Annotated in this window: 15 protein-coding genes; 10 read left to right on the forward strand and 5 right to left on the reverse strand. The window is 44.4% G+C overall.

The features are described 5' to 3' along the window. Positions 1 to 39 precede the first annotated feature (39 nt). Complete coding sequence (locus Nant_RS13240) at positions 40 to 1596, reverse strand: GGDEF domain-containing protein (protein WP_054342138.1); 1557 nt, start codon at positions 1594 to 1596, stop codon at positions 40 to 42. 237 nt (positions 1597 to 1833) lie between these two features. Here Nant_RS13240 and Nant_RS21930 point away from each other — a divergent pair, with 237 nt between their 5' ends. Further along, the gene (locus tag Nant_RS21930; protein WP_054342139.1) at positions 1834 to 2043 is read left to right on the forward strand and encodes a DUF7230 family protein; all 210 of its coding nucleotides are present in this window, start codon (positions 1834 to 1836) and stop codon (positions 2041 to 2043) included. 47 nt (positions 2044 to 2090) lie between these two features. Here the strand turns inward: Nant_RS21930 and Nant_RS13250 are convergent, their stop codons facing one another. Then, the gene (locus tag Nant_RS13250) at positions 2091 to 3332 is read right to left on the reverse strand and encodes a TMEM143 family protein (protein ID WP_076496091.1); all 1242 of its coding nucleotides are present in this window, start codon (positions 3330 to 3332) and stop codon (positions 2091 to 2093) included. A gap of 242 nt (positions 3333 to 3574) precedes the next feature. Here Nant_RS13250 and Nant_RS13255 point away from each other — a divergent pair, with 242 nt between their 5' ends. Then, positions 3575 to 5386 (forward strand): PHA/PHB synthase family protein, encoded by a 1812-nt coding sequence (locus Nant_RS13255; protein ID WP_143773588.1) that lies wholly within the window; start codon positions 3575 to 3577, stop codon positions 5384 to 5386. Between the two features lie 372 nt (positions 5387 to 5758). Here the strand turns inward: Nant_RS13255 and Nant_RS13260 are convergent, their stop codons facing one another. Continuing rightward, positions 5759 to 6190, reverse strand: a complete 432-nt coding sequence (locus Nant_RS13260; protein ID WP_143773589.1) for a hypothetical protein — start codon at positions 6188 to 6190, stop codon at positions 5759 to 5761. A 103-nt stretch (positions 6191 to 6293) separates the two neighbouring features. On the opposite strand from Nant_RS13260, the gene pdxR reads away from it, so the two are divergent. Further along, a complete protein-coding gene (pdxR, locus tag Nant_RS13265) occupies positions 6294 to 7871 on the forward strand; it encodes a MocR-like pyridoxine biosynthesis transcription factor PdxR (protein ID WP_054342142.1) in 1578 nt (525 codons plus the stop codon). A 118-nt stretch (positions 7872 to 7989) separates the two neighbouring features. Further along, on the forward strand, positions 7990 to 8613 hold the full coding sequence (locus tag Nant_RS13270; protein ID WP_054342143.1) for a LysE family translocator: 624 nt from the start codon (positions 7990 to 7992) through the stop codon (positions 8611 to 8613). Here Nant_RS13270 and Nant_RS13275 read toward each other — a convergent pair. Then, positions 8610 to 9518: a patatin-like phospholipase family protein gene (locus Nant_RS13275; RefSeq protein ID WP_082400259.1), complete on the reverse strand. Its 909-nt coding sequence runs from the start codon at positions 9516 to 9518 to the stop codon at positions 8610 to 8612. The two genes, Nant_RS13270 and Nant_RS13275, sit on opposite strands and share 4 nt — an antisense overlap. 438 nt (positions 9519 to 9956) lie before the next feature. Between Nant_RS13275 and Nant_RS13280 the strand changes: the two genes are divergently transcribed. The 4 genes from Nant_RS13280 (at position 9957) to Nant_RS13300 (ending at position 16219) form a co-directional block, all read left to right on the forward strand. After that, a complete protein-coding gene (locus Nant_RS13280; RefSeq protein ID WP_054342144.1) occupies positions 9957 to 11267 on the forward strand; it encodes an NAD(P)/FAD-dependent oxidoreductase in 1311 nt (436 codons plus the stop codon). Between the two features lie 91 nt (positions 11268 to 11358). Beyond that, positions 11359 to 13197 (forward strand): ABC transporter ATP-binding protein, encoded by a 1839-nt coding sequence (locus tag Nant_RS13285; protein WP_054342145.1) that lies wholly within the window; start codon positions 11359 to 11361, stop codon positions 13195 to 13197. A 752-nt stretch (positions 13198 to 13949) separates the two neighbouring features. After that, entirely contained in the window at positions 13950 to 15332 is a 1383-nt protein-coding gene (locus tag Nant_RS13295; RefSeq protein ID WP_054342147.1) for an SLC5/6 family protein, read from the forward strand. Continuing rightward, positions 15332 to 16219, forward strand: a complete 888-nt coding sequence (locus tag Nant_RS13300) for a metallophosphoesterase family protein (RefSeq protein WP_054342148.1) — start codon at positions 15332 to 15334, stop codon at positions 16217 to 16219. The genes Nant_RS13295 and Nant_RS13300 overlap by 1 nt, the downstream gene beginning before the upstream one ends. Here the strand turns inward: Nant_RS13300 and Nant_RS13305 are convergent. Beyond that, positions 16216 to 17283, reverse strand: a complete 1068-nt coding sequence (locus tag Nant_RS13305) for a substrate-binding domain-containing protein (RefSeq protein ID WP_054342149.1) — start codon at positions 17281 to 17283, stop codon at positions 16216 to 16218. The genes Nant_RS13300 and Nant_RS13305 overlap by 4 nt on opposite strands. Before the next feature lie 278 nt (positions 17284 to 17561). On the opposite strand from Nant_RS13305, the gene Nant_RS13310 reads away from it, so the two are divergent. Both Nant_RS13310 and Nant_RS13315 read left to right on the forward strand, forming a co-directional pair. Further along, entirely contained in the window at positions 17562 to 18056 is a 495-nt protein-coding gene (locus Nant_RS13310) for a formate dehydrogenase subunit gamma (protein ID WP_054342150.1), read from the forward strand. After that, entirely contained in the window at positions 18053 to 19654 is a 1602-nt protein-coding gene (locus tag Nant_RS13315) for a formate dehydrogenase beta subunit (RefSeq protein ID WP_054342151.1), read from the forward strand. The genes Nant_RS13310 and Nant_RS13315 overlap by 4 nt, the downstream gene beginning before the upstream one ends.

Genomic DNA, 19654 nt, shown 5'->3' on the forward strand with positions numbered 1-19654 from the left:
TAATCTTAATAAGTTAGGGGGTGGGATGCCGCTCCCTCTTTATAGAACGGCGGTACGGTTTTTACCTGCATGCTTGGCAATGTATAAGGCATCGTCTGCACGTCCGATAAATTCTTCGTTTGTCTCGTCTTTTCTGTACTGTGTTACACCTAAGCTGCATGAGATTTGCTGATCAACACAAAATTGCGTATTAAAGACCGTTTCACACAGTTTAGTAGCTATTTCTTCGGCCGTTAACACGCTTGTTTCAGGTAAAATTATGACAAACTCCTCACCACCCCAACGACCAATAATGTCGGTACGACGAGTGTGTTCAGTTAGTAATTTAGCGAACTCCTTGAGTAACAAATCACCCATATTATGTCCAAATATGTCGTTAACGTTCTTGAAATTATCAATATCGATGAAAATACATGACAGTTTCCATTGATAGCGTGCAGACAAGTTAATATATTCGGATAGACTATCAATAAGTTTGTGGCGATTAAAAAGCTTAGTCAGCTGGTCATGTTCTGCAATCACAACCAATTGAAGATTACGTTTAGACTCCATTATATTTCTATACAGAAGATATCCAATAACAAACATCACAAAAGCAGCCAGTTGCCACAATAGATCGTGATTAGGTTTGCTCTCGGCGGACGAATTACCTGAATAGATGAAATCTGAGATTTCATACTGATTATTCAGATGCCCACTGATTAGGTAAACGCTAGCCATTGCCTCAAGGCGTCCCTGATTTATGCTACCAAATGGGATGCCACCAATCAGGGATAGTTTCTTTAATGCTTCACCCTCATAAATAAGAGCGTCCAGTGTACGGTTCTGGGTGTTGTACTTTTCAAAAATTATTTTTGCGGTTTCCTCGATATGATCAAATGCATAGATCCAGCCTTTAACAGAAGCTTCAAAGAATTTTTTCGTTAATTCTGGATTTTCGGTGCTCATTTGTTTATGGGTAAACAAAATGTCACTGTACATATTGAAGCCATAATCTTCTGGATGAATAATAGAATAAGGTTGGTTTAAGTATGACATTTGAAACGGTTCATTCGACACGTACGCACCCATCACATCGGTGTTGCCATTAATAAGGTCCAGAATATTAAATGTATGGTCTTGATGAATATAATCGTCTTTGAAAACGCCAGCCTTGATCAGCATGGCCTGAATTTCGGCAACATCCACAGCATCATTCGTCAGCATCATCCGCTTACCTTTGAGTTCGGCGGGGCTTCTGATATCACCACGGGTCAGTAACATCAGAGGGGATTTCTGAAAGGCGGCATAGAGGGCTATTATCGGTGCGCCGTTGCCTTTATTCGCCAGAATGGAGGAGCGGCCAACAGCAAAGTCTGCTTCTTTATCCAAAATGGTTTTAACGACATTTATACCCTTTTGATATTCACGTATGTCCACGTTTAATTTTTCGGTGTCATAAAATCCTTTTTCTTTTGCAATATAGTATCCTGCAAACTGAAATTGATGCTTCCAGAGGAGCTGCAACGATACCTGTTCATGGTCATCCGCTGCGTGGCTGTTCAGCGTTAATGACACTATAAAAAATGATATAAAACAAAGAATTATATGCTTCACAAAGATTCCTTATTCATCTTTCTGACTGTAATCGATCGGCGTCAGCGACTTAAATTCATGTGAATTATTAACTTGAGCGATCACTCAATTACTACCACTTATATTAAACTAAATATAGATAATATTTAACTATTACGCCCCGATGAGGTCAGAAATCTGATATCTATACACTATCTGTTTTAGACCGAACGTGGTGACAGAGAAAATAGTAGTATCCATGTTATGCAGGATAATAGAATGAAAAAGATACGAGTTAAAAGCTGTACAGGTGATCTGAGCAGTAGCCATGCCCGACATACAAATGTCGGTAATATAGTCGCTAAACATGCACGAAAATTTAACAAGACTGCGGTGTTTATTAATCGTAAGAAGGCACTCAAAAAAGGAGCTCTTAAGCATAAGGGCCATAGCACAGGTCAGAGACCTGTTTTAATTGCCTTATTCTAGAACGTAGAGTTTAAGAGTAAGCAATTAAAACAGCCCTCTGGTGTATTTCATGACAGGCCAGCATTCTCCCAATGCTTAAGGAGGACTTTCTGAGCGCCCTGTAAGTCTATTGCAGATAGGCGCTGATCATTTTGAACAATCACTAAGCCCAGATTCGATAGCTTATCGAGTGCATCATCAATTTCGAAGTCAATTGTACAATTCCATTTTTCGGAAAACCAAGACTCTATTGATCTGTCAAGTTCTCGTCTGCTCATTGAATCTGTTGAGTTAAGAAGGAAGTAATACGCAAGGATGGCTTCTTTGCTCTCTTCTTCTTCTGCGTCATCGACTAGTCGATGAAATACACCGGCATTATTATCAAGATTTTTGAAATAAAGATGTTGTGTCAACGTTTGAACAAATTGAAGTTTTCTGTTTTTAAAATTACTGAATTGTTTCCATAGATAGCTGCCAACAGCACCAAATCCTGCAAGTAATATAATGAGGGCTGCTTTATCCAGCTCAACAGGTTGGCTTTTCAGGCCCAGCCAAAAACCGAATAACGACGCAAGCAAGAGTAAGGATCCACCTAGTTTTGTGGTTAAAACAATGCCGCCGCTAATAACAGCAGGAACGCCAATCAATAGTTTATCAATCAGACGCATTTTTATTTCGGTATTGGGGAAAAGCATTTCCAAATCGTCTTTAGGAACGTTTTTAAAAAGTTTGAGAATGACTCCCCCAGGCTGAAGATTTAATGCCTGTTGCCGTTTGAAAGCAATTTGTTCATTAAAACGAAGAAAAATCACGACACGTTCGTAGTTGATGAAGCGTATTTTACGCTGATGTAGGCCCCAGAAGTTAGATACTGTTGCATCTCGTTGTTGCTCTCCTCTGGCAAATAGCAGCACCTCAGAAAAGTCGCTGAAGTCGACGTCTAAGCGCACCTTAAGAAGGGAGTTATGGCGTAACGATTGATGCAGAATCTGTTCTTCGATTTTTTCATAGTTGGCTTTTTCAAGCAGTGTTTTCAGCTGTTCTGAAAAGGCCGGATCATCATGATGCATTGTAGATGGCAGGTCTACTTTGAGAGTATCAGCGTCCGGATTTATAGTGGCAAAACTATCCTTTAAGGCATCAGTTCTTATTTGAAAAGAACAATGAAATAGCTTCTGAATCAAGCTCGTTACTTGGCGAAACTGCTGACGTTGTTGTTGATCAAGAGCGCCGCTAGACAAGCACATCTCAATAACATCAGTTTTACGAAAGGGAATAAATCGGACGGGGACCACAGTGAGTTTTTGCATAAGTAATAAACGGATCGAGTTCACAAAAAAAACGTAATTCTAGCATCTGCAAAAATAAAGAATATGTTTAAGATACTCAAAAGCCAATTAACTAAGGAAATATACGCCTTCTTTGTAGTCTATAAACAGAATTATGAGACTTCGTAAATAGCTATGATGCGGATCAACTCCACTTTTAGCATTTAGGTAGATAATTAATACGATATGTTACGAATTGCCAGCTAATTCAGGAGATGGATCTAATGACAGTCAACAAGAGTAAGACGATTGATAGTGCGCTATCTCAGTCACCTAAGCAAAGCGTTACTGCGTTGAATATTGATGATTCTGATTCAGGGTATTTTTCGGTGACTGCTTTGGATAATGCTTACAAAGCGGGGATGGCGCGTATGACCGGTGGTATTTCTCCTGCTGGTTTGATGAGCCTTTATTGTACATGGGCAACTCATCTGGCATCTTCACCGGGGAAGCAGGTTCGCCTGGTAGAAAAGGCAGGACGTAAAGCCCTTAAGTTTTCTCGTTATAGCCAGGCGGTCATACAAAAAGAGTGTGAAACCTGCATTGAACCTTTGCCCCAGGATAAGCGTTTTTCGCATCCGGGTTGGAAACAGTGGCCATATAATTTGATCCATCAGAACTTTTTATTAACACAACAATGGTGGCATAACGCAACAACAGATATTGATGGCCTATCTAAAGCAGATGAGCGAAGCATTTCCTTTATTGCAAGGCAGGCCCTGGACAGGTTTTCACCCAGTAACATTCCATTCCTTAATCCAGAAGTTATCCAGACGACGACAGAGAAAGGGGGGGCGAACCTGGTACAGGGCTTTCAGCATTTTCTTGAAGACTTGGACCGACATATTGCAGGGCGTGTTCCGGTAGGGTCAGACAATTATGCGCCAGGGGTGGATGTCGCCCTCACTCCTGGTAAAGTTATTTTCCGCAATCATCTTATGGAGCTGATTCAATATACGCCTACGACTGAAAAAGTGTATCCGGAGCCGATACTTATCGTGCCCGCATGGATTATGAAGTACTACATTTTGGATCTTTCTCCGCATAATTCCATGGTCAAATATCTTGTTGATAACGGCCATACTGTTTTTATGATCTCGTGGCTTAATCCAACGGCGGAGGATCGTGATCTTGATATGGAAAGTTATCGTGAACGCGGGGTGATGGCGGCGCTGGATGTTGTGAGTAAAATATGCCCAAAACAACAGATACACGCCACTGGTTACTGTTTAGGTGGCACGCTCCTATCGATTGCGGCAGCAACGATGGCTCGCGATGGGGATAATCGCCTTAAATCGATGACTCACTTTGCGGCACAAGTCGATTTCAGTGAAGCTGGCGAATTGATGATCTTCACTAATGAAAGTGAAGTGTCTTATTTGGAAAAAATGATGTGGGATCAGGGTGTGCTCGATGGATCTCAAATGGCCGGTGCTTTTCAGATTCTGCATTCAAATGATCTGATATGGTCGCGTATCGTTCATCATTACCTGCTAGGTGAGGATGAAAGAGCGAGTGATCTTATGGCTTGGAATGCCGACCTGACGCGCATGCCCTACAAAATGCATTCGCAGTATCTTCGAAAATTATTCCTCAATAATGAATTAGCTTCAGGTCGCTATCTTGTCGAAGATAAACCGATCGCCATTCGAGATATTCATGTACCTATATTTTCGGTAGGTACGGAGCAAGACCATGTAGCACCATGGCATTCTGTTTATAAATTGCATCTGCTGTCGGACAGTGAAGAGGTTACTTTTGTACTGACTAACGGTGGGCATAATGCGGGTATTGTTAGCGAACCGGGACATAAGCACCGGCAGTACCGTATTGCCAGTGAAACTGAAAATGATTGTTATATCGATCCAGATACGTGGTTAGTCAACAATCCTGTTAATGAAGGCTCTTGGTGGCCTGAATGGCATCGTTGGTTAGGTAAGTATTCAGGTGAAATGGTTGAGGCTAAATCGGTTGGGAGTCAGGTTGGATATAAATCTATCTGTGATGCTCCCGGAACTTATATACATCAGAAGTAAGCGCTTAAGAGCTTAAATAAGAATTTAAATGAGAGTCCAATGCGTTTTCATTTCAAACGCATTGGCGATCATTCAGGTAGCAAAGTCTTTGTACGGAAGGTTTTTATTAATGAGAAATCAAAAAAATAGTTAAGTGGCAAGGTTAAGACTAAAGTCACATTTTGTTGCACTGCACAATTAATCTCTGTAAACTACTCAAGTAATCTGATTCGATAATACTGTCGAACTTTATAGAATGTTCTGCCGTTATGCAGGGAGATATCGTTATGTGCCCAAAAATACGCAATTCTGAAACCTGGGTAGAGCAACACGAAGCTCTGCTTGATACTTATATAGAACGAGTGTTTGAGTCGGAGAGTATTGATGAATGGTTTAGTGCATCACATTGGTATTTTGATGCAATAAGCACGTTGTTTTTACCACAAACTGCCGCACGATAAATTTACCAATAAAAAACCTGCTAAATAAGCAGGTTTTTTTATTTATGGCTTGTCGCGTTAATTCTGGTATCGCTGTGCCGAAGCGAGTTTCAATGGGGATAACACCTACCCAGGCAGGATAATTCATATCGTCTGCATCATCCTCAGGCCCTTCACTCCTTATTTTCGCAGGCACCTCTTGAATAAGTATTTCGATTACAGCCGTCGCGTTTAATTCTGCTTTAATGGCGGGTTTGGTTTCTTTTGAACGTCCTTTTTTTGAATTTTTCAAGGAGGGCATCGAGTATCTCCATTTTAGATGTGTCATCCTCGACCAATGCCATCGAAAAGAGAGACGGTAATATACATCTTCTTCTGTCCCCATCAGGGCTCCTCTCTTAAAGATTTTAATTATCGAAAGGCTTGATCATATCGTGAGTACTGGTCTAGATTAAGATCCGATTTGTGATGTTTTTATAGGTCCACTTGTGAGTAAGCAGTTATCTGATGATCTTTTTATCCCTTTGAGTATCCAAAGAGATAATGACAGCCAATCGAAATATGCAGCACTTTATGAGCATATTAAAGACGCTATTTTCTCCAATCGGCTAAAACCGAACGAGAAGTTACCGTCTAGCCGGTATCTGAGTAAGCAGATGGGTATTTCACGGAATTCGGTATTAACGGCTTATGAATTACTTCAGGCCGAAGGATTTCTTGAAACGCGCAACGGTGCCGGGACCTATGTGGCGGAGATTGTTGATCTTAAGTGGCTGTCGGGTAACACAGCGGATAGTCTTTCTGTGCATGAGGCTGTGAGTGTTTCAGATTTGGGACAACGCATACAGGCGTTTCAAAATTCAGGCTCTCAAGATATAAGCTCTCAAGAAATAGATTCGCAAAATAAAGGTTCTCAAAAAACAGCTCCGAATCATCCTACAACAACCCCTCATCTAGATGACCTGTTTTTACCGGCGCAACCCGCTATTGAGTGCTTTCCGACCAAAGAATGGCAGGTAGCCATGTCTCGTGGTTTGCGTGATCGTCGGGGGTATTCAGAACAACCGGGTATGGGTGTTAATTTATTAAGGGAACAGGTCTGCAATTATCTGTTATTAACAAGGGGCGTTAAGTGTCATCCTGATCAGCTTATGATTACCTCAGGCTCTCAGCAAGCGTTAGCAATAGCTCTGAATTTACTGGTTAATGCTGATGAATCTGTATTGCTTGAAGATATCGGTTTTAAAGGTATTGATGGTATCTTGGCTGGGGTTGGCGCAAAGCCGATTCTAGTACCGACAGACGAAGAAGGTATCTGCTTTGATCCCGATAACGAGGCGTGGCAGCAAAGCCGGACGTTAATTATTACCCCTTCACGTAGTTTTCCGCTAGGACACACGCTGTCTCTTACGCGCCGCTTAGCTATTCTTGAGTGGGTATACGCTGTGCAAGGCTGGATTATTGAAGATGACTATGACAGTGAATTCATATTTGACGGGCACAGTATTGCTGCATTACATGGCCTGGATACGCAAGGCCGTGTGATTTATACCGGCACTTTTAGCCGTTCTATGTTTCCCGGAATACGCCTTGGTTATATGGTGTTACCTGAACCCTTAATCACTCTTTTTAAAAAGTATAAACATTTTGTTGATGGCGGATTATCAAGTCAGCAACAAATGGCGATGGCCAATTTTATGCTGGACGGTACATACGGGCGGCATTTGCGGCGGATGCGAAAGCTATACAAGACTAAAAAAGCTGAGCTTGATACGTTAATGCACGCTGCCTTACCGCGATTATCATTAGTGCCCAGTAAAGGTGGGATGCACAGTGTCTATCGGCTTCCGGATGCGAGCTTTTGCGATAGGGAAATATGCCAAAACGCCAATGATATAGGCCTGGGTATTCGGGCCTTATCTTCATATGATCGATCACTAACAAGCGATAATCCGTCGTGCTCGGGACTTATTTTAGGGTATGCCGGAGCGAAAATTAATGAAATGCACGTCGGTGTGCAGCATCTACAGAACATCATTGAGTCGATAGGGCAAAAGAGCAAGTAATAACTGACTAGGGAGTCAATCTGATGTATAAAGGATTTTTACGGACGCACACGACTAAAATTATTAAGAGATACGGTCGTTAAGTGACAGGGTAGTTAAGAGACAAGGTAGTTTATTGATGTTAGAACTTTCGTTATTAGCTGTTTTTATCCCCACATTTTTCTTTGTCTCAGCCACCCCGGGTATGTGCATGACACTCTCGATGACCATGGGTATGACAATTGGTATTCGCCGCACTTTATGGATGATGGCAGGTGAACTCGTTGGCGTTGGTCTGGTTGCATTATTAGCAGTGCTAGGTGTGGCCACTATTATGCTTAACTACCCGGGTGTTTTCGCGGTATTTAAATATGTAGGCGGCGCTTACCTTATCTATCTGGGTATCCAGATGTGGCAATCACGCGGAAAAATGGCCGTAACAGAAGGTAATGCCTCTCAGCCTGTCGCGACTCGGCAGGCATTGGCATTACAAGGGTTCGTTACTGCGGTCGCCAACCCAAAGGGGTGGGCGTTTTTTATCTCATTGTTGCCACCCTTTATTAATCCGGATTCGCCGCTTGCACCGCAGTTATCGATCTTGATTATGATCATCCTGCTGGTTGAATTTATCTGTTTGCTGGGTTACGCGAGTGGTGGCAAAACGATGCGCACCTTTTTGTTGAAAAGTGGCAACGTGCGGATGATGAACCGTATCGCCGGGAGTTTGATGATAGGAGTTGGGATCTGGTTAGCGGCGGGTTAGCGGGTAAATATTGGTATGGCTCTCGATATTTTCATAGGAACAATACTGCGGGTCGTTGTGTAGCCAACTTGAAAAAGAGCACTTTTTTGTTCCGCACTGAGACGAAAATTTGTAGGAGAGATGCTTCCTGCATGGATAACAACGGTTGAATGCCAAAAGTGTTCGCTGATGTATTCTCTGGACATTGTCGTCATAAAGGTTCGGATTAATAATGATAAATAACTTATCAGCGGAAACACTCTGAATCTTTTCGGGCTTGCTATATCTTGAATACTGCTTAAACGGAAGACCACCACTGGTGATCCGTCGCCGGCCCAGTCTTGTTGCAACGACTCCTCTGACAGAATGCTGCCATCCACCATCAAATGTCCTTCAAATTCCTTAAAGCTAAATAGAATCGGGATCGACATCGAAAAACGAACGGCCAACGAAACTTTAAGATGCGGGGTCCTCACTTTATCAAAAATCACGGGTTGTCCCGAGCGGACATCAGTAGCTACCACATAAAAAGGGTAAGCGAGTTCAGCAAATGTGACACCGTCAAGTTTATCGTCCATCCATTCTTCAAAACGGTCACCCGTAGACAACCCTCCCGTGCGTAATAAACGGTAGAATGATTGACCTAGAAACTGCCCAAAATCGGTTTCTTCTGCAATGACTCTTATCTGATCAAGTGAATAACCCGCAGCGAACAAAGCCCCGACAATGCTGCCTCCTGAAACGCCAACCAGTGATGGAAATTCAAGCCCCATTTCCTTAAGTGCTGTTAATACGCCAATATGTGCAGAGAGTCGGCTACCCCCACCAGCTAGCACAGGGACGATTAACGAGGATGTTATTTTGCTATAGGAATCTTCACTATAGGAAGTACCATCGGGATCGGATTCAGGTTTACTGGTCTTCATTTTTTGTGCCTTGTGTTTTCAGACGTGTTTCACTCGCCGACTAAACAGTATCCAGACGGCGTCTGGATAACAAGATAAACTCTTAAGTTTAGTATAGTCGAAGCATTTTCAAACGCTTATGAGGTGCATATGTTCGTATCCCTATCTTATGGTGAGTGGCCTTGAGTTAAGGGCGTTAACAGTAATCTATGTTAATGGAGCGCTGCATTGATCGCATTGTATAGCCAGCCCAAAATTGACAGCGCTAAAGTATAGGTAGTATGGCTATATTGGGTTGTTGTGCATCAGTCTTACCATGCGATAATCTGATGCAGCGCTGCTGTTAAAGAATCAAATCAGGGCTCTAATTGAGAAAGATCAGGTTAAGGCTTTTCTTTAAAGGAGCTCTTACGAGTGGCTTTATAAAGTCCTAACCTGACACTTTTTCAGGAAAATAAAATGCAAACGATTGTTATTGTTGGAGGGGGTGCCGGCGGTTTGGAGCTGGCGACCCGATTAGGTCATCAGTATGGAAAGAACTCCCATAAAAAAAACAAAGCAGATCAGACGACGGTTGTTCTGATCGATAAAAACCGCTCGCATATATGGAAGCCACTGTTACATGAAGTCGCGACAGGGGTCTTGGATATCAATACCGACGGTGTGGTGTATCGTGCGCATTCCAGTATTCATCATTATCAGTTCCAGCAAGGAACGATGGTCGGTATTGATCATAGTGCTAAAACTATTCGTTTAGAGGCGCTCAATGATGAAGAAGGCAAAGAGGTACTACCAGCACGCGATATTGGCTACGATACGCTCGTTATGGCCGTCGGCAGTGTCAGTAATGATTTCGGCACGCCAGGGGTAGCTAAGCATTGTTATTATCTCGATTCGCATCAACAGGCCGAACGTTTCCATCGTACCTTACTGAATCATTTTCTCAGAATTAATCAACAATCAAATGACAGTGCTCTGCAATTAGCGATCGTGGGCGGCGGAGCCACGGGGGTAGAGCTTGCCGCCGAGCTTTTTCATGTGGCCGATCTGCTCAAGGTCTATGGGATGCCGCAGATGTCTGCAAAGCGCTTAAAAATATCACTGATTGAAGCGGGCCCGCGTTTACTGCCCGCGTTACCTGAACGGATTGCCTCGTCGGTACAGCGTGAGCTTAAAAAGCTAGGTGTGACTATTCTGGAAAATACCCGGGTGATTGCGGCGGATGAAAATGGCTTTGAAACGCAAGATGGTAACCGTATCGATGCCGATCTGGCGGTATGGGCGGCGGGGGTTAAAGCCCCTGATTTTGTGAAATCTATGGCGGTCTTTGAGACGAATAGGACAGGCCAGATTATTGTTAAGCCGACGCTGCAGAGCACCGTTGATGAGCATATTTACGTGCTGGGTGATTGTTGTGCATGTCAACAGCCTGATGCTAGCTGGGTACCGCCGAGAGCGCAATCAGCCCATCAGATGGCCAGTATGGTAGGCAGGAACATTGTATTGCAGGCGCAACATAAACCCTTGCAGAGTTATCTTTATAAAGATTACGGTTCACTGGTGAATCTTAGTAAATACAGCACGGTAGGCAGCCTCATGGGAAGCCTTAACCAGGGCTCGATGTTTATTGAAGGACGCCTGGCACGGGTTGTGTATGTTTCACTTTACCGCATGCATCAGATCGCTATCCATGGGTGGCTAAGAGCCTCGGCCGTGATGTTGGCTCAGAAAATTGCGCGTAGCGTAAAACCGAAAATGAAACTGCATTGATGTTAGTATACGTCGTCTGAAACTTTAGCCTAATGCTTTACTCTGAAGTATTAGGCTGAAACTCTACTCCGACGACAGGCTAAGGAACACTATGTTTGCATTTTTTGAGCGATTGGTTGCGGCTTTCCCTCCTGAAGAGGCACAACAACCGCCCAAAGGTATTTATGCGTTTTGCCGCCATTATACGAAAGGTAGTGAAATCTATCTTTTGATGATGGCGGTTCTGACTGCATTGATTGCAATGGCTGAAGTTACGCTGTTTGGTTTCATGGGCGAGTTGGTAGATTGGCTGGTAACCAAAACGCCCGAGACTCTGTTTCAGGATGAAGGTGGCCGCTTGCTGCTCATGAGCCTGATGGTTCTGGTCGTTTTACCGGTACTGGTGCTGTTGCATGGACTGATTGTGCATCAGACATTGCTCGGTAATTATCCTATGGCTATTCGTTGGATGGCTCATCGGTATCTGCTTAAGCAAAGTGTTTCTTTTTACAGTAATGATTTTGCCGGGCGCATTGCAACCAAGGTGATGCAAACCTCTTTAGCTATTCGTGAAACCGTCATGAAGCTGCTCGATGTGATGGTGTTTGTGCTGGTGTACTTCATCTCAATTATCGTCTTGATGGCGCAGGCCGATATCCGTTTAATTGTCCCTATGCTGATTTGGATGGCTTGTTATATCGGCATTCAGATGTACTTTGTTCCCAAACTCAAAGCCGTGTCGACAGAGCAGGCGGATGCGCGCAGCCTGATGACGGGACGCCTCGTCGATAGCTATACCAATATTCAGACGGTCAAGTTGTTCTCGCATACGGACCGGGAATCAAAATATGCAGAAGAGGGTATGGTTGGTTTTCTGGATAGCGTATACCGGCAGATGCGTTTAGTCACAGGGCTGAATTTTTGTGTGCAGTTTATCAATTATTTTCTGGCATTTTGCGTGGCTGCCTTCGCTCTCTGGTTGTGGAAAGACAGTGCTATTACGGTGGGCGCCATTGCGGTGGCCGTTAGTCTCTCACTACGCATCAACGGCATGGCCCAATGGATTATGTGGGAGATTAGTGCGTTGTTCGAGAACTTAGGTACGGTTGCTGACGGTATGAAAACCCTGTCTAACCCTCAGGAAGTGTCTGATGTTCCTAATGCCCAGGCATTATCCGTCACCAGAGGAGAAGTTGTTTTTGAGCAGGTAGGATTTCACTACGGTAAAAAATCGGGAGTGATGGATCATCTTGATTTGCATATTAAACAGGGTGAAAAAATTGGTATCGTCGGTCGTTCTGGTGCTGGCAAGTCAACACTGGTCAATCTTCTGATGCGTTTTTACGATGTGGGCACGGGGCGCATTCTGATTGACGGGCAGGATATAAGCCAGGTCTCCCAGGAGAGCCTGCGACAGCATATTGGTATGGTGACACAGGATACCTCTCTGCTGCATCGCTCGGTGCGCGATAATATTCTTTATGGTCGTCCAGACGCGAGCGAAGCCGATCTACAAGACGCAACAGAGAAGGCTGAAGCCAGTGACTTCATTAAAAATCTGTCGGATCCTGCCGGGCGGGTTGGTTTGGATGCTCAGGTAGGCGAACGCGGCGTGAAGCTTTCGGGTGGGCAGCGACAACGTATTGCCATTGCTCGTGTGCTGTTAAAAAATGCGCCCATCCTGATTTTAGATGAAGCAACATCAGCATTAGACTCTGAAGTTGAAGCGGCCATTCAGCACAGCCTGAATAAGTTAATGGAAGGTAAAACGGTTATCGCCATTGCTCACCGGCTTTCAACCATCGCGGCTATGGATCGACTGATTGTTATGGACAAAGGCGAAATCGTAGAGCAGGGCACACATCGGGAGCTGGTTAAACTCGGTGGTATCTATGCACAGCTCTGGGCTCATCAGACAGGAGGATTCCTTGGATTGGACACAGATTATTAGCAGGCTTTAATTGTTATAATAGTTGTTATATTTGTCTTCGTGTCTGGATTTACGCTCTTTTTTATGGCGATTTGAATGTTCTTTGTGCTTTATGTGTTGGTACAGTCTGTCGTGCTCTGATTTACCCTGATGATCCCGGATCACAACTCTTTGCCTGATGGGCTGCGTTATGACCAGGTACTGCGTCGATGCTTTTTTATAGTACTGATTATTCTTAGAGTACCTCTTTTCTTGAGAGTGCCTCATTTCTTTAGAATACCTTGCGTCATGGTATCTTATTTGTGGCTGCCCAAGGGAGATGGATACCCCGCTATGTGGGAAGAATAAGTTCAGTGCTCCACTGGCAATTACCTTAGTCTCTGCCTGTACGGATGCAGAAGAAAAAGCCAGCGTGATGAAAACCAGAGCCAATCTATAAGATACTGTAGTGATATTACGCATAATAGGTTATCCCTGTTAGTGAGTCGGTGAGGATGTAGCTTTACCCTATGAGTTTTATCCTATGCTGGCGCTCGACGTAGTTATAGAGGAGAAAGTGCTAAGAAATGTAAAGTTTTATGAAGCAGTATTGTAAGGTTTCCTTCCATGGAGCGACTAATAGAGTAAAGGCTCATTCTTTTATGAGCTTATTGTATAAAAATCACTGTTTATTGCTGGGCGGAGCTAATAGATTCTCATGTAACCGGATTACTAAAGCAGACTATTTAATTCCTTTTTTGTCATTCCTATTTTTGATCACATGAGGGTGTATTTTGGAGCAATCGCTAGCCATTGTTGTTGGTTTAATTGCAGTATTATCACTACTGTTATCCCCTAAAGCGAAAAGTGATGGGGCTTTTTTCAAAGGATTATCTCCTTCAGGCGAGCAACCCGGACTGCTGGTGCTTGTTTTCTCACAAGTAACGACGTGGATTTTTGCCCGTTCCTTGTTGAATGCCGCCATTCTTGGATTTTATTACGGTATTTGGGGTACCTTAGCTTACGCTGCTTATTATCTATCATTTCTGACGGGGGCTAAAATCATCGATTCGGTGCGCTTTCGTTACGGCTTTAGCAGCGTTCAGGCGTTTCTCGATGATAGGTTTGGTGCGTGGGGAACACGTTGCTACAATTTTGTTATCGGCATTAGGTTGGTCAGCGAAATTTTTGCCAATATTCTGGTTATCGGCATCTTATTTGGTGTGTCAGGTAGTAGTGCGTATATTTTCGCGGTACTTGCCTTTGCGGTGGTTACATTGATCTATTCTATGCTGGGTGGCTTACATGCGTCCCTGCGAACTGATTTGATGCAGATGGTGCTGTTTATTGTCGTGCTGGTGCTGCTTACAGTGTTGGTTATTAATAGCGGTAACGTGACGATTGAAAACCTGTTATTTAAACCTTTTGATATATCCGATCCCGGCCCTATCTTAATGCTGGTTGCTTTGTTACAGGTATGGAGTTATCCGATGCATGATCCGGTGATGATGGATCGTGGCTTTCTTGCGGATAGGGATACAACGCGTAAAAGTTTTCTGCATGCCGCCTGGATCAGTATCATCTGTATTATCTTATTCGGCTTACTGGGTGTGATTGCGGGCGCACAGGCAGAATCGGGTGAAGCGATGAATGCTGCGTTACTGCGTATCTTAGGCGACGTTCCTATGCTGCTTTTTAATATCACCTTAGTGGTTTCTGCTATGTCAACATTGGACAGTACGTTGTCCAGTTCATCTAAATTAGTCGCCGTTGATATGAAATGGGTTGATCCTAATGTCAGAAATGGCCGCAGTATTATGGCGTTGTTTATGCTTATCGGATTGCTCTGTGTCTTCTTGGGTAATAAAGATCTGTTCAGCGCTGTTGCGGTAAGCGGAACGGCATCCATGTATCTGGCACCGGTTATTTTCTTTTCGTTGTGGGGCGGTAAAACCAATATACCGGTGTGGAGTTACCTCGCCACGTTTGTGCTGGCGATTAGCGGTGCGATACTTTATTTTACGGAGTCAGCAGGGCATACGCAGTTGCTAGGTGAATACCATAAATATACTAAGTTGTTGTTTATCTCGTCCGCTATTATGATTTTTGGTTGTTTATTATTTTGGCTGGGTTCATTGAAGTCTACTCCGGAATCATCTATGGAAGCCCTCACATAATGTCTCAATTCAAACCGCTATGCCCTCCATTTAAACCGTTATGCAGTCAGCCACTACTTGTTTTTGGTGGCCCTTATAGTAATCTTGAGGCGACTAAAGCGCTGCTGGCAGAAGCAGAAAAAATGAAAATCCCTCCTGGTAATGTTCTTTGCACAGGTGACATCGTTGCTTACTGTGCCTCTCCGCAAGAGACGATCGATCTTATACGTGACTGGGGTATTTCCGTTGTGCTGGGCAACTGCGAAGAATCATTTGGTAATGACGCTGACGACTGCGGATGTGGTTTTGAAGAGGGAACCACATGTGATGTACTATCGGCCGGTTGGTTTAATTTTTCAAAACCGCGTATCAGTCAGGCAAACAAAGAATGGATGAAACAGCTGCCTCGTCGTATAACCTTCACTTACAGCGGCTTTGAATGCGAGGCGGTACATGGAGGTACAGAGCACATAAACCAATTTATCTTTGCCTCTGACCGAGAGGATATTACGCAGCAATTGGAGAATACTCCGTCTGATATTATCTTGGGTGGCCACTGCGGTATTCCGTTTGGTCAGCAGTCGGGAAGTAAAGCCTGGCTAAATGCGGGTGTCATCGGAATGCCTGCTAATGATGGGACTCAAGATGGTTGGTATATGCTTGCTACGCCTGTCGACACAGGCATTGAAATTAGCTGGCATCGCTTAAAATACGATGCTAAAGCCACCGCTGATTCGATGCAGCAGGAAGGATTAAAGACAAGTTACCAGCCAGCCCTTTTAAGCGGTCTCTGGCCAAGTATGGATGTATTACCTGATATTGAAAAAGCTAAGTCTGGTCAGAAGTTAGTACTAAGTCCGTTTGTAATAAAAACAGTGATAAAGAAGTGTGAAGAGTTAATTGATTAACATGCCATAAATTCTGCCAGTTCCTCAACGGTGCCGCTTAATTCACTTTTGTAGCCCGCTAAACTCTGAACTTTTAGACTAAAAGTATCGCTACTGATTATTTCGATAAAACGGCTAACGGCGGCTTTTTTGAGGCTTTTCTGATGGCATACGAAAACGTATTCTTCTGTGCAGATGGGTATAAAGCCTAAGCCAAATTGATGAGCTGCTTGCTCTACACCAAAGCCGACATCGGCCATACCTGCCGCAACATAAGCAGCAACCGCTGAATGGGTAAACTCTCGGTTACTGTATCCGTTGATGTTGTTTGCAGTGATCTTATTATTGCTAACAAGCTGATCGAAGAGAGCGCGAGTGCCTGAATCCTCCTGGCGATTGATAAAGCGAACCTCCGTATTTGTTAAATCCTGCAGTGATTCAATGTGTAGCGGGTTGTCTTTACGAATCATCAGGCCCTGTTGGCGGGTAATAAAACGGATTATTTTATGTGCACGGGGTTTCAGTAGTTGTTGGTAGCGCGCCAGTAGTTGCGGGATAACCACACCCGTTGGCATATGAAAACCTGCAATATCGCAGGCGTCGCGGTTCAGAGCGGCTAATGCTTCCAGTGGGCTGCTGTACTGCAGGTCTAATTGTAGGTCAGTACAAACATCCGGTAATAGGGCGACGGCATATCCATGGCTGGCCTGAATCCGTAGTAGGGGAGTGAGGTTTACCAGTGCTTTTTGAATCTCTACATTGAGTTCAGATGCCAAATTAGCCATTTGTGGCTGAAAGCGCGCCATCACTCGCTGTTCGGCCCAAAGCAGCTTTTCACCTAGCGGCGTTAATGTTGCTCCTCTGCCTTTTTCCAGTTTAACCAGCTCGGTACCAAAAAAGTCTGCCCATTTATTGAGCATATTCCAACCATGACGATAAGAAATACCGGCGGCTTTTGCGGCGCCGGTGAGTTTTCTATGCTGGTAAATTTCTGACAGCAATTTAAATAACTGAGGATCCAGTGTATTTCCGGCTTCATCTCGAAACGTCCAGGTGGGGTCAATATGAATTCGCTTGGCTGTCATAATAATGCTCTTTTGTAAGGTGAATAAAAATAGTTTACCGGGATAACATAAATAGCTTTCCAGACGAATAAAAATAGGTACTAGAGTGCATATATAGAGAGATTTATACCGAATAATGACCATTAAATCGATAATAATATAAGAAAAATCAAATAGGCATAAAAATTCATATTTGTCATACTCGCATGCGATGGTAACGTGTCAGCCAAGGTATAGAGTAGCGTTAAAATCAATCGTCTTAAATTAAAGCTAAGCAAACGCTTACAGGTGCAGAGAATATGAGCGACATCGCGCAATGGAGCCCTCAGGTAGTGCAGAATGTCATTGCATTACTCAAACATAAGCCAGGTGCTTTGCTGCCTATTTTGCATGGTATTCAGGATTCAGTCGGGTATGTTCCTCCCGATTCAGTGCCGATGATTGCCGATGCTCTACACCAGACGCGTGCTGAGATACATGGTGTTATTACATTTTACCATCATTTTCGTATGACCCCGCCGGGGAGCAATGTGGTTGAAGTCTGCCGTGCGGAAGCTTGTCAGGCTCGCGGAGCCCGCGCCTTGGAAGCACATGTTAAAGATAAACTAGCGATTGATTACCACATGACCACGCTCGATAGGGAGTTTAGTTTAGAGCCCGTTTATTGTTTAGGTAACTGCGCGTGTGGCCCGACTATCCGGGTAGGCGATGAAATTATCGGGCGTGTGACGCCGGCTAAATTCGATGCGTTAGTCGATGAGCTGACAACGCAAGTACTGGAGGTAAGGTCATGAGCATGAAAATTTTCTTGCCGCGAGATACGACGACCCTGGCTTTGGGTGGTGAAAAAGTTGTCAAGGCAATACGAACTGAAGCAGACGTTCGTGGCCTTGAGATTGAATTAGTGCGCAACGGTTCGCGAGGATTGTTCTGGCTGGAACCGATGTTGGAAGTCCAGACGCAAAATGGACGAATCGCTTACGGCCCGGTAGAGGCAAGCGATGTTGCTGCTATTTTTGATGAGATCTTTAACCCAGGCCTTGATTCAGAATTAAGCGAAGGTAATACAGGTGATGCTCATCCACTGGCGCTGGGTAACCCGGAAGAAATTCCTTATCTTAAAAACCAACAACGCCTGACATTCGCACGCGCCGGGATTACCGACCCTGTGTCTATCGCGGATTACCTGGCCCACGATGGTTTTAAAGGGTTGGAGAACAGCCTTGCCTTGAACAGTCAGGCGATTGTTGATGAAGTAAAAGCCTCGGGTTTACGCGGCCGCGGCGGTGCAGCCTTTCCCACCGGCATCAAGTGGCAGACGGTTCACGATTGCTCTGCTGATCAAAAATATATCGTCTGTAATGCCGATGAAGGTGATTCCGGTACATTCGCCGACCGCCTCGTGATGGAAGCCGACCCACTGATGCTAGTGGAAGGAATGATCATTGCGGGCGTGGCCGTCGATGCGACACAGGGATATATCTACCTGCGTTCAGAATATCCGGTGGCTTATCAAATTATGAATGAAGCGATCGCCAATGCTTATGCAGCCGGTTATCTGGGCGAGCATATTCTGGGCAGCGATAAAACATTCCATCTTGAAGTACGTTTAGGTGCGGCTGCTTATATCTGCGGTGAAGAAACCTCGTTGCTCGAAAGCCTTGAGGGCAAACGCGGCATGGTACGCTTTAAGCCGCCGTTACCGGCCATAGAAGGTCTGTTCGGTAAGCCAACCGTGGTTAATAACGTGCTGTCGTTGGCTGCTATTCCTTTCATTATGGAAAAAGGAAGCCAGGCTTATGCCGATTATGGCATGGGGCGATCACGCGGCACCTTACCCTTTCAGTTAACAGGCAACCTTAAGCAAGGCGGGCTTGTTGAGTTGGCATTTGGCCCCACCTTGCGGGAGTTAGTAGATAATTTTGGCGGTGGAACTGAAACAGGCCTGCCTATGCGTGCTATTCAGGTCGGCGGGCCCTTAGGTGCTTACCTTCCCGCTAGCCAGTGGGATACTCCTTTAGATTACGAAGCATTTGCAGCAGCAGGGGCAGTGTTGGGTCACGGCGGTGTTGTCGTGTTTGATGAATCGGTTGATATGACTGAGCAAGCGCGTTTCTCGATGGAGTTTTGTGTTGCTGAATCCTGCGGTAAATGTACGCCTTGTCGAATCGGTTCTACACGCGGAGTGGAAGTGATCGACAAAATAAGATCAGGCAATAATGTAGCAGCGAACTTAGCGTTATTAGATGACCTGTGCGACACGATGATCGATGGATCATTGTGCGCGATGGGCAGTATGACGCCCATCCCGGTGAAAAGTGCATTCAAATATTTTTCCGAAGATATAGCGCTCGCCCACGCGTCATCTTTAGCTCAGACGGAGACTCAATAA

Origin of the sequence: Neptunomonas antarctica (assembly GCF_001305295.1) — a bacterium.
Classification (GTDB): domain Bacteria; phylum Pseudomonadota; class Gammaproteobacteria; order Pseudomonadales; family Balneatricaceae; genus Neptunomonas; species Neptunomonas antarctica.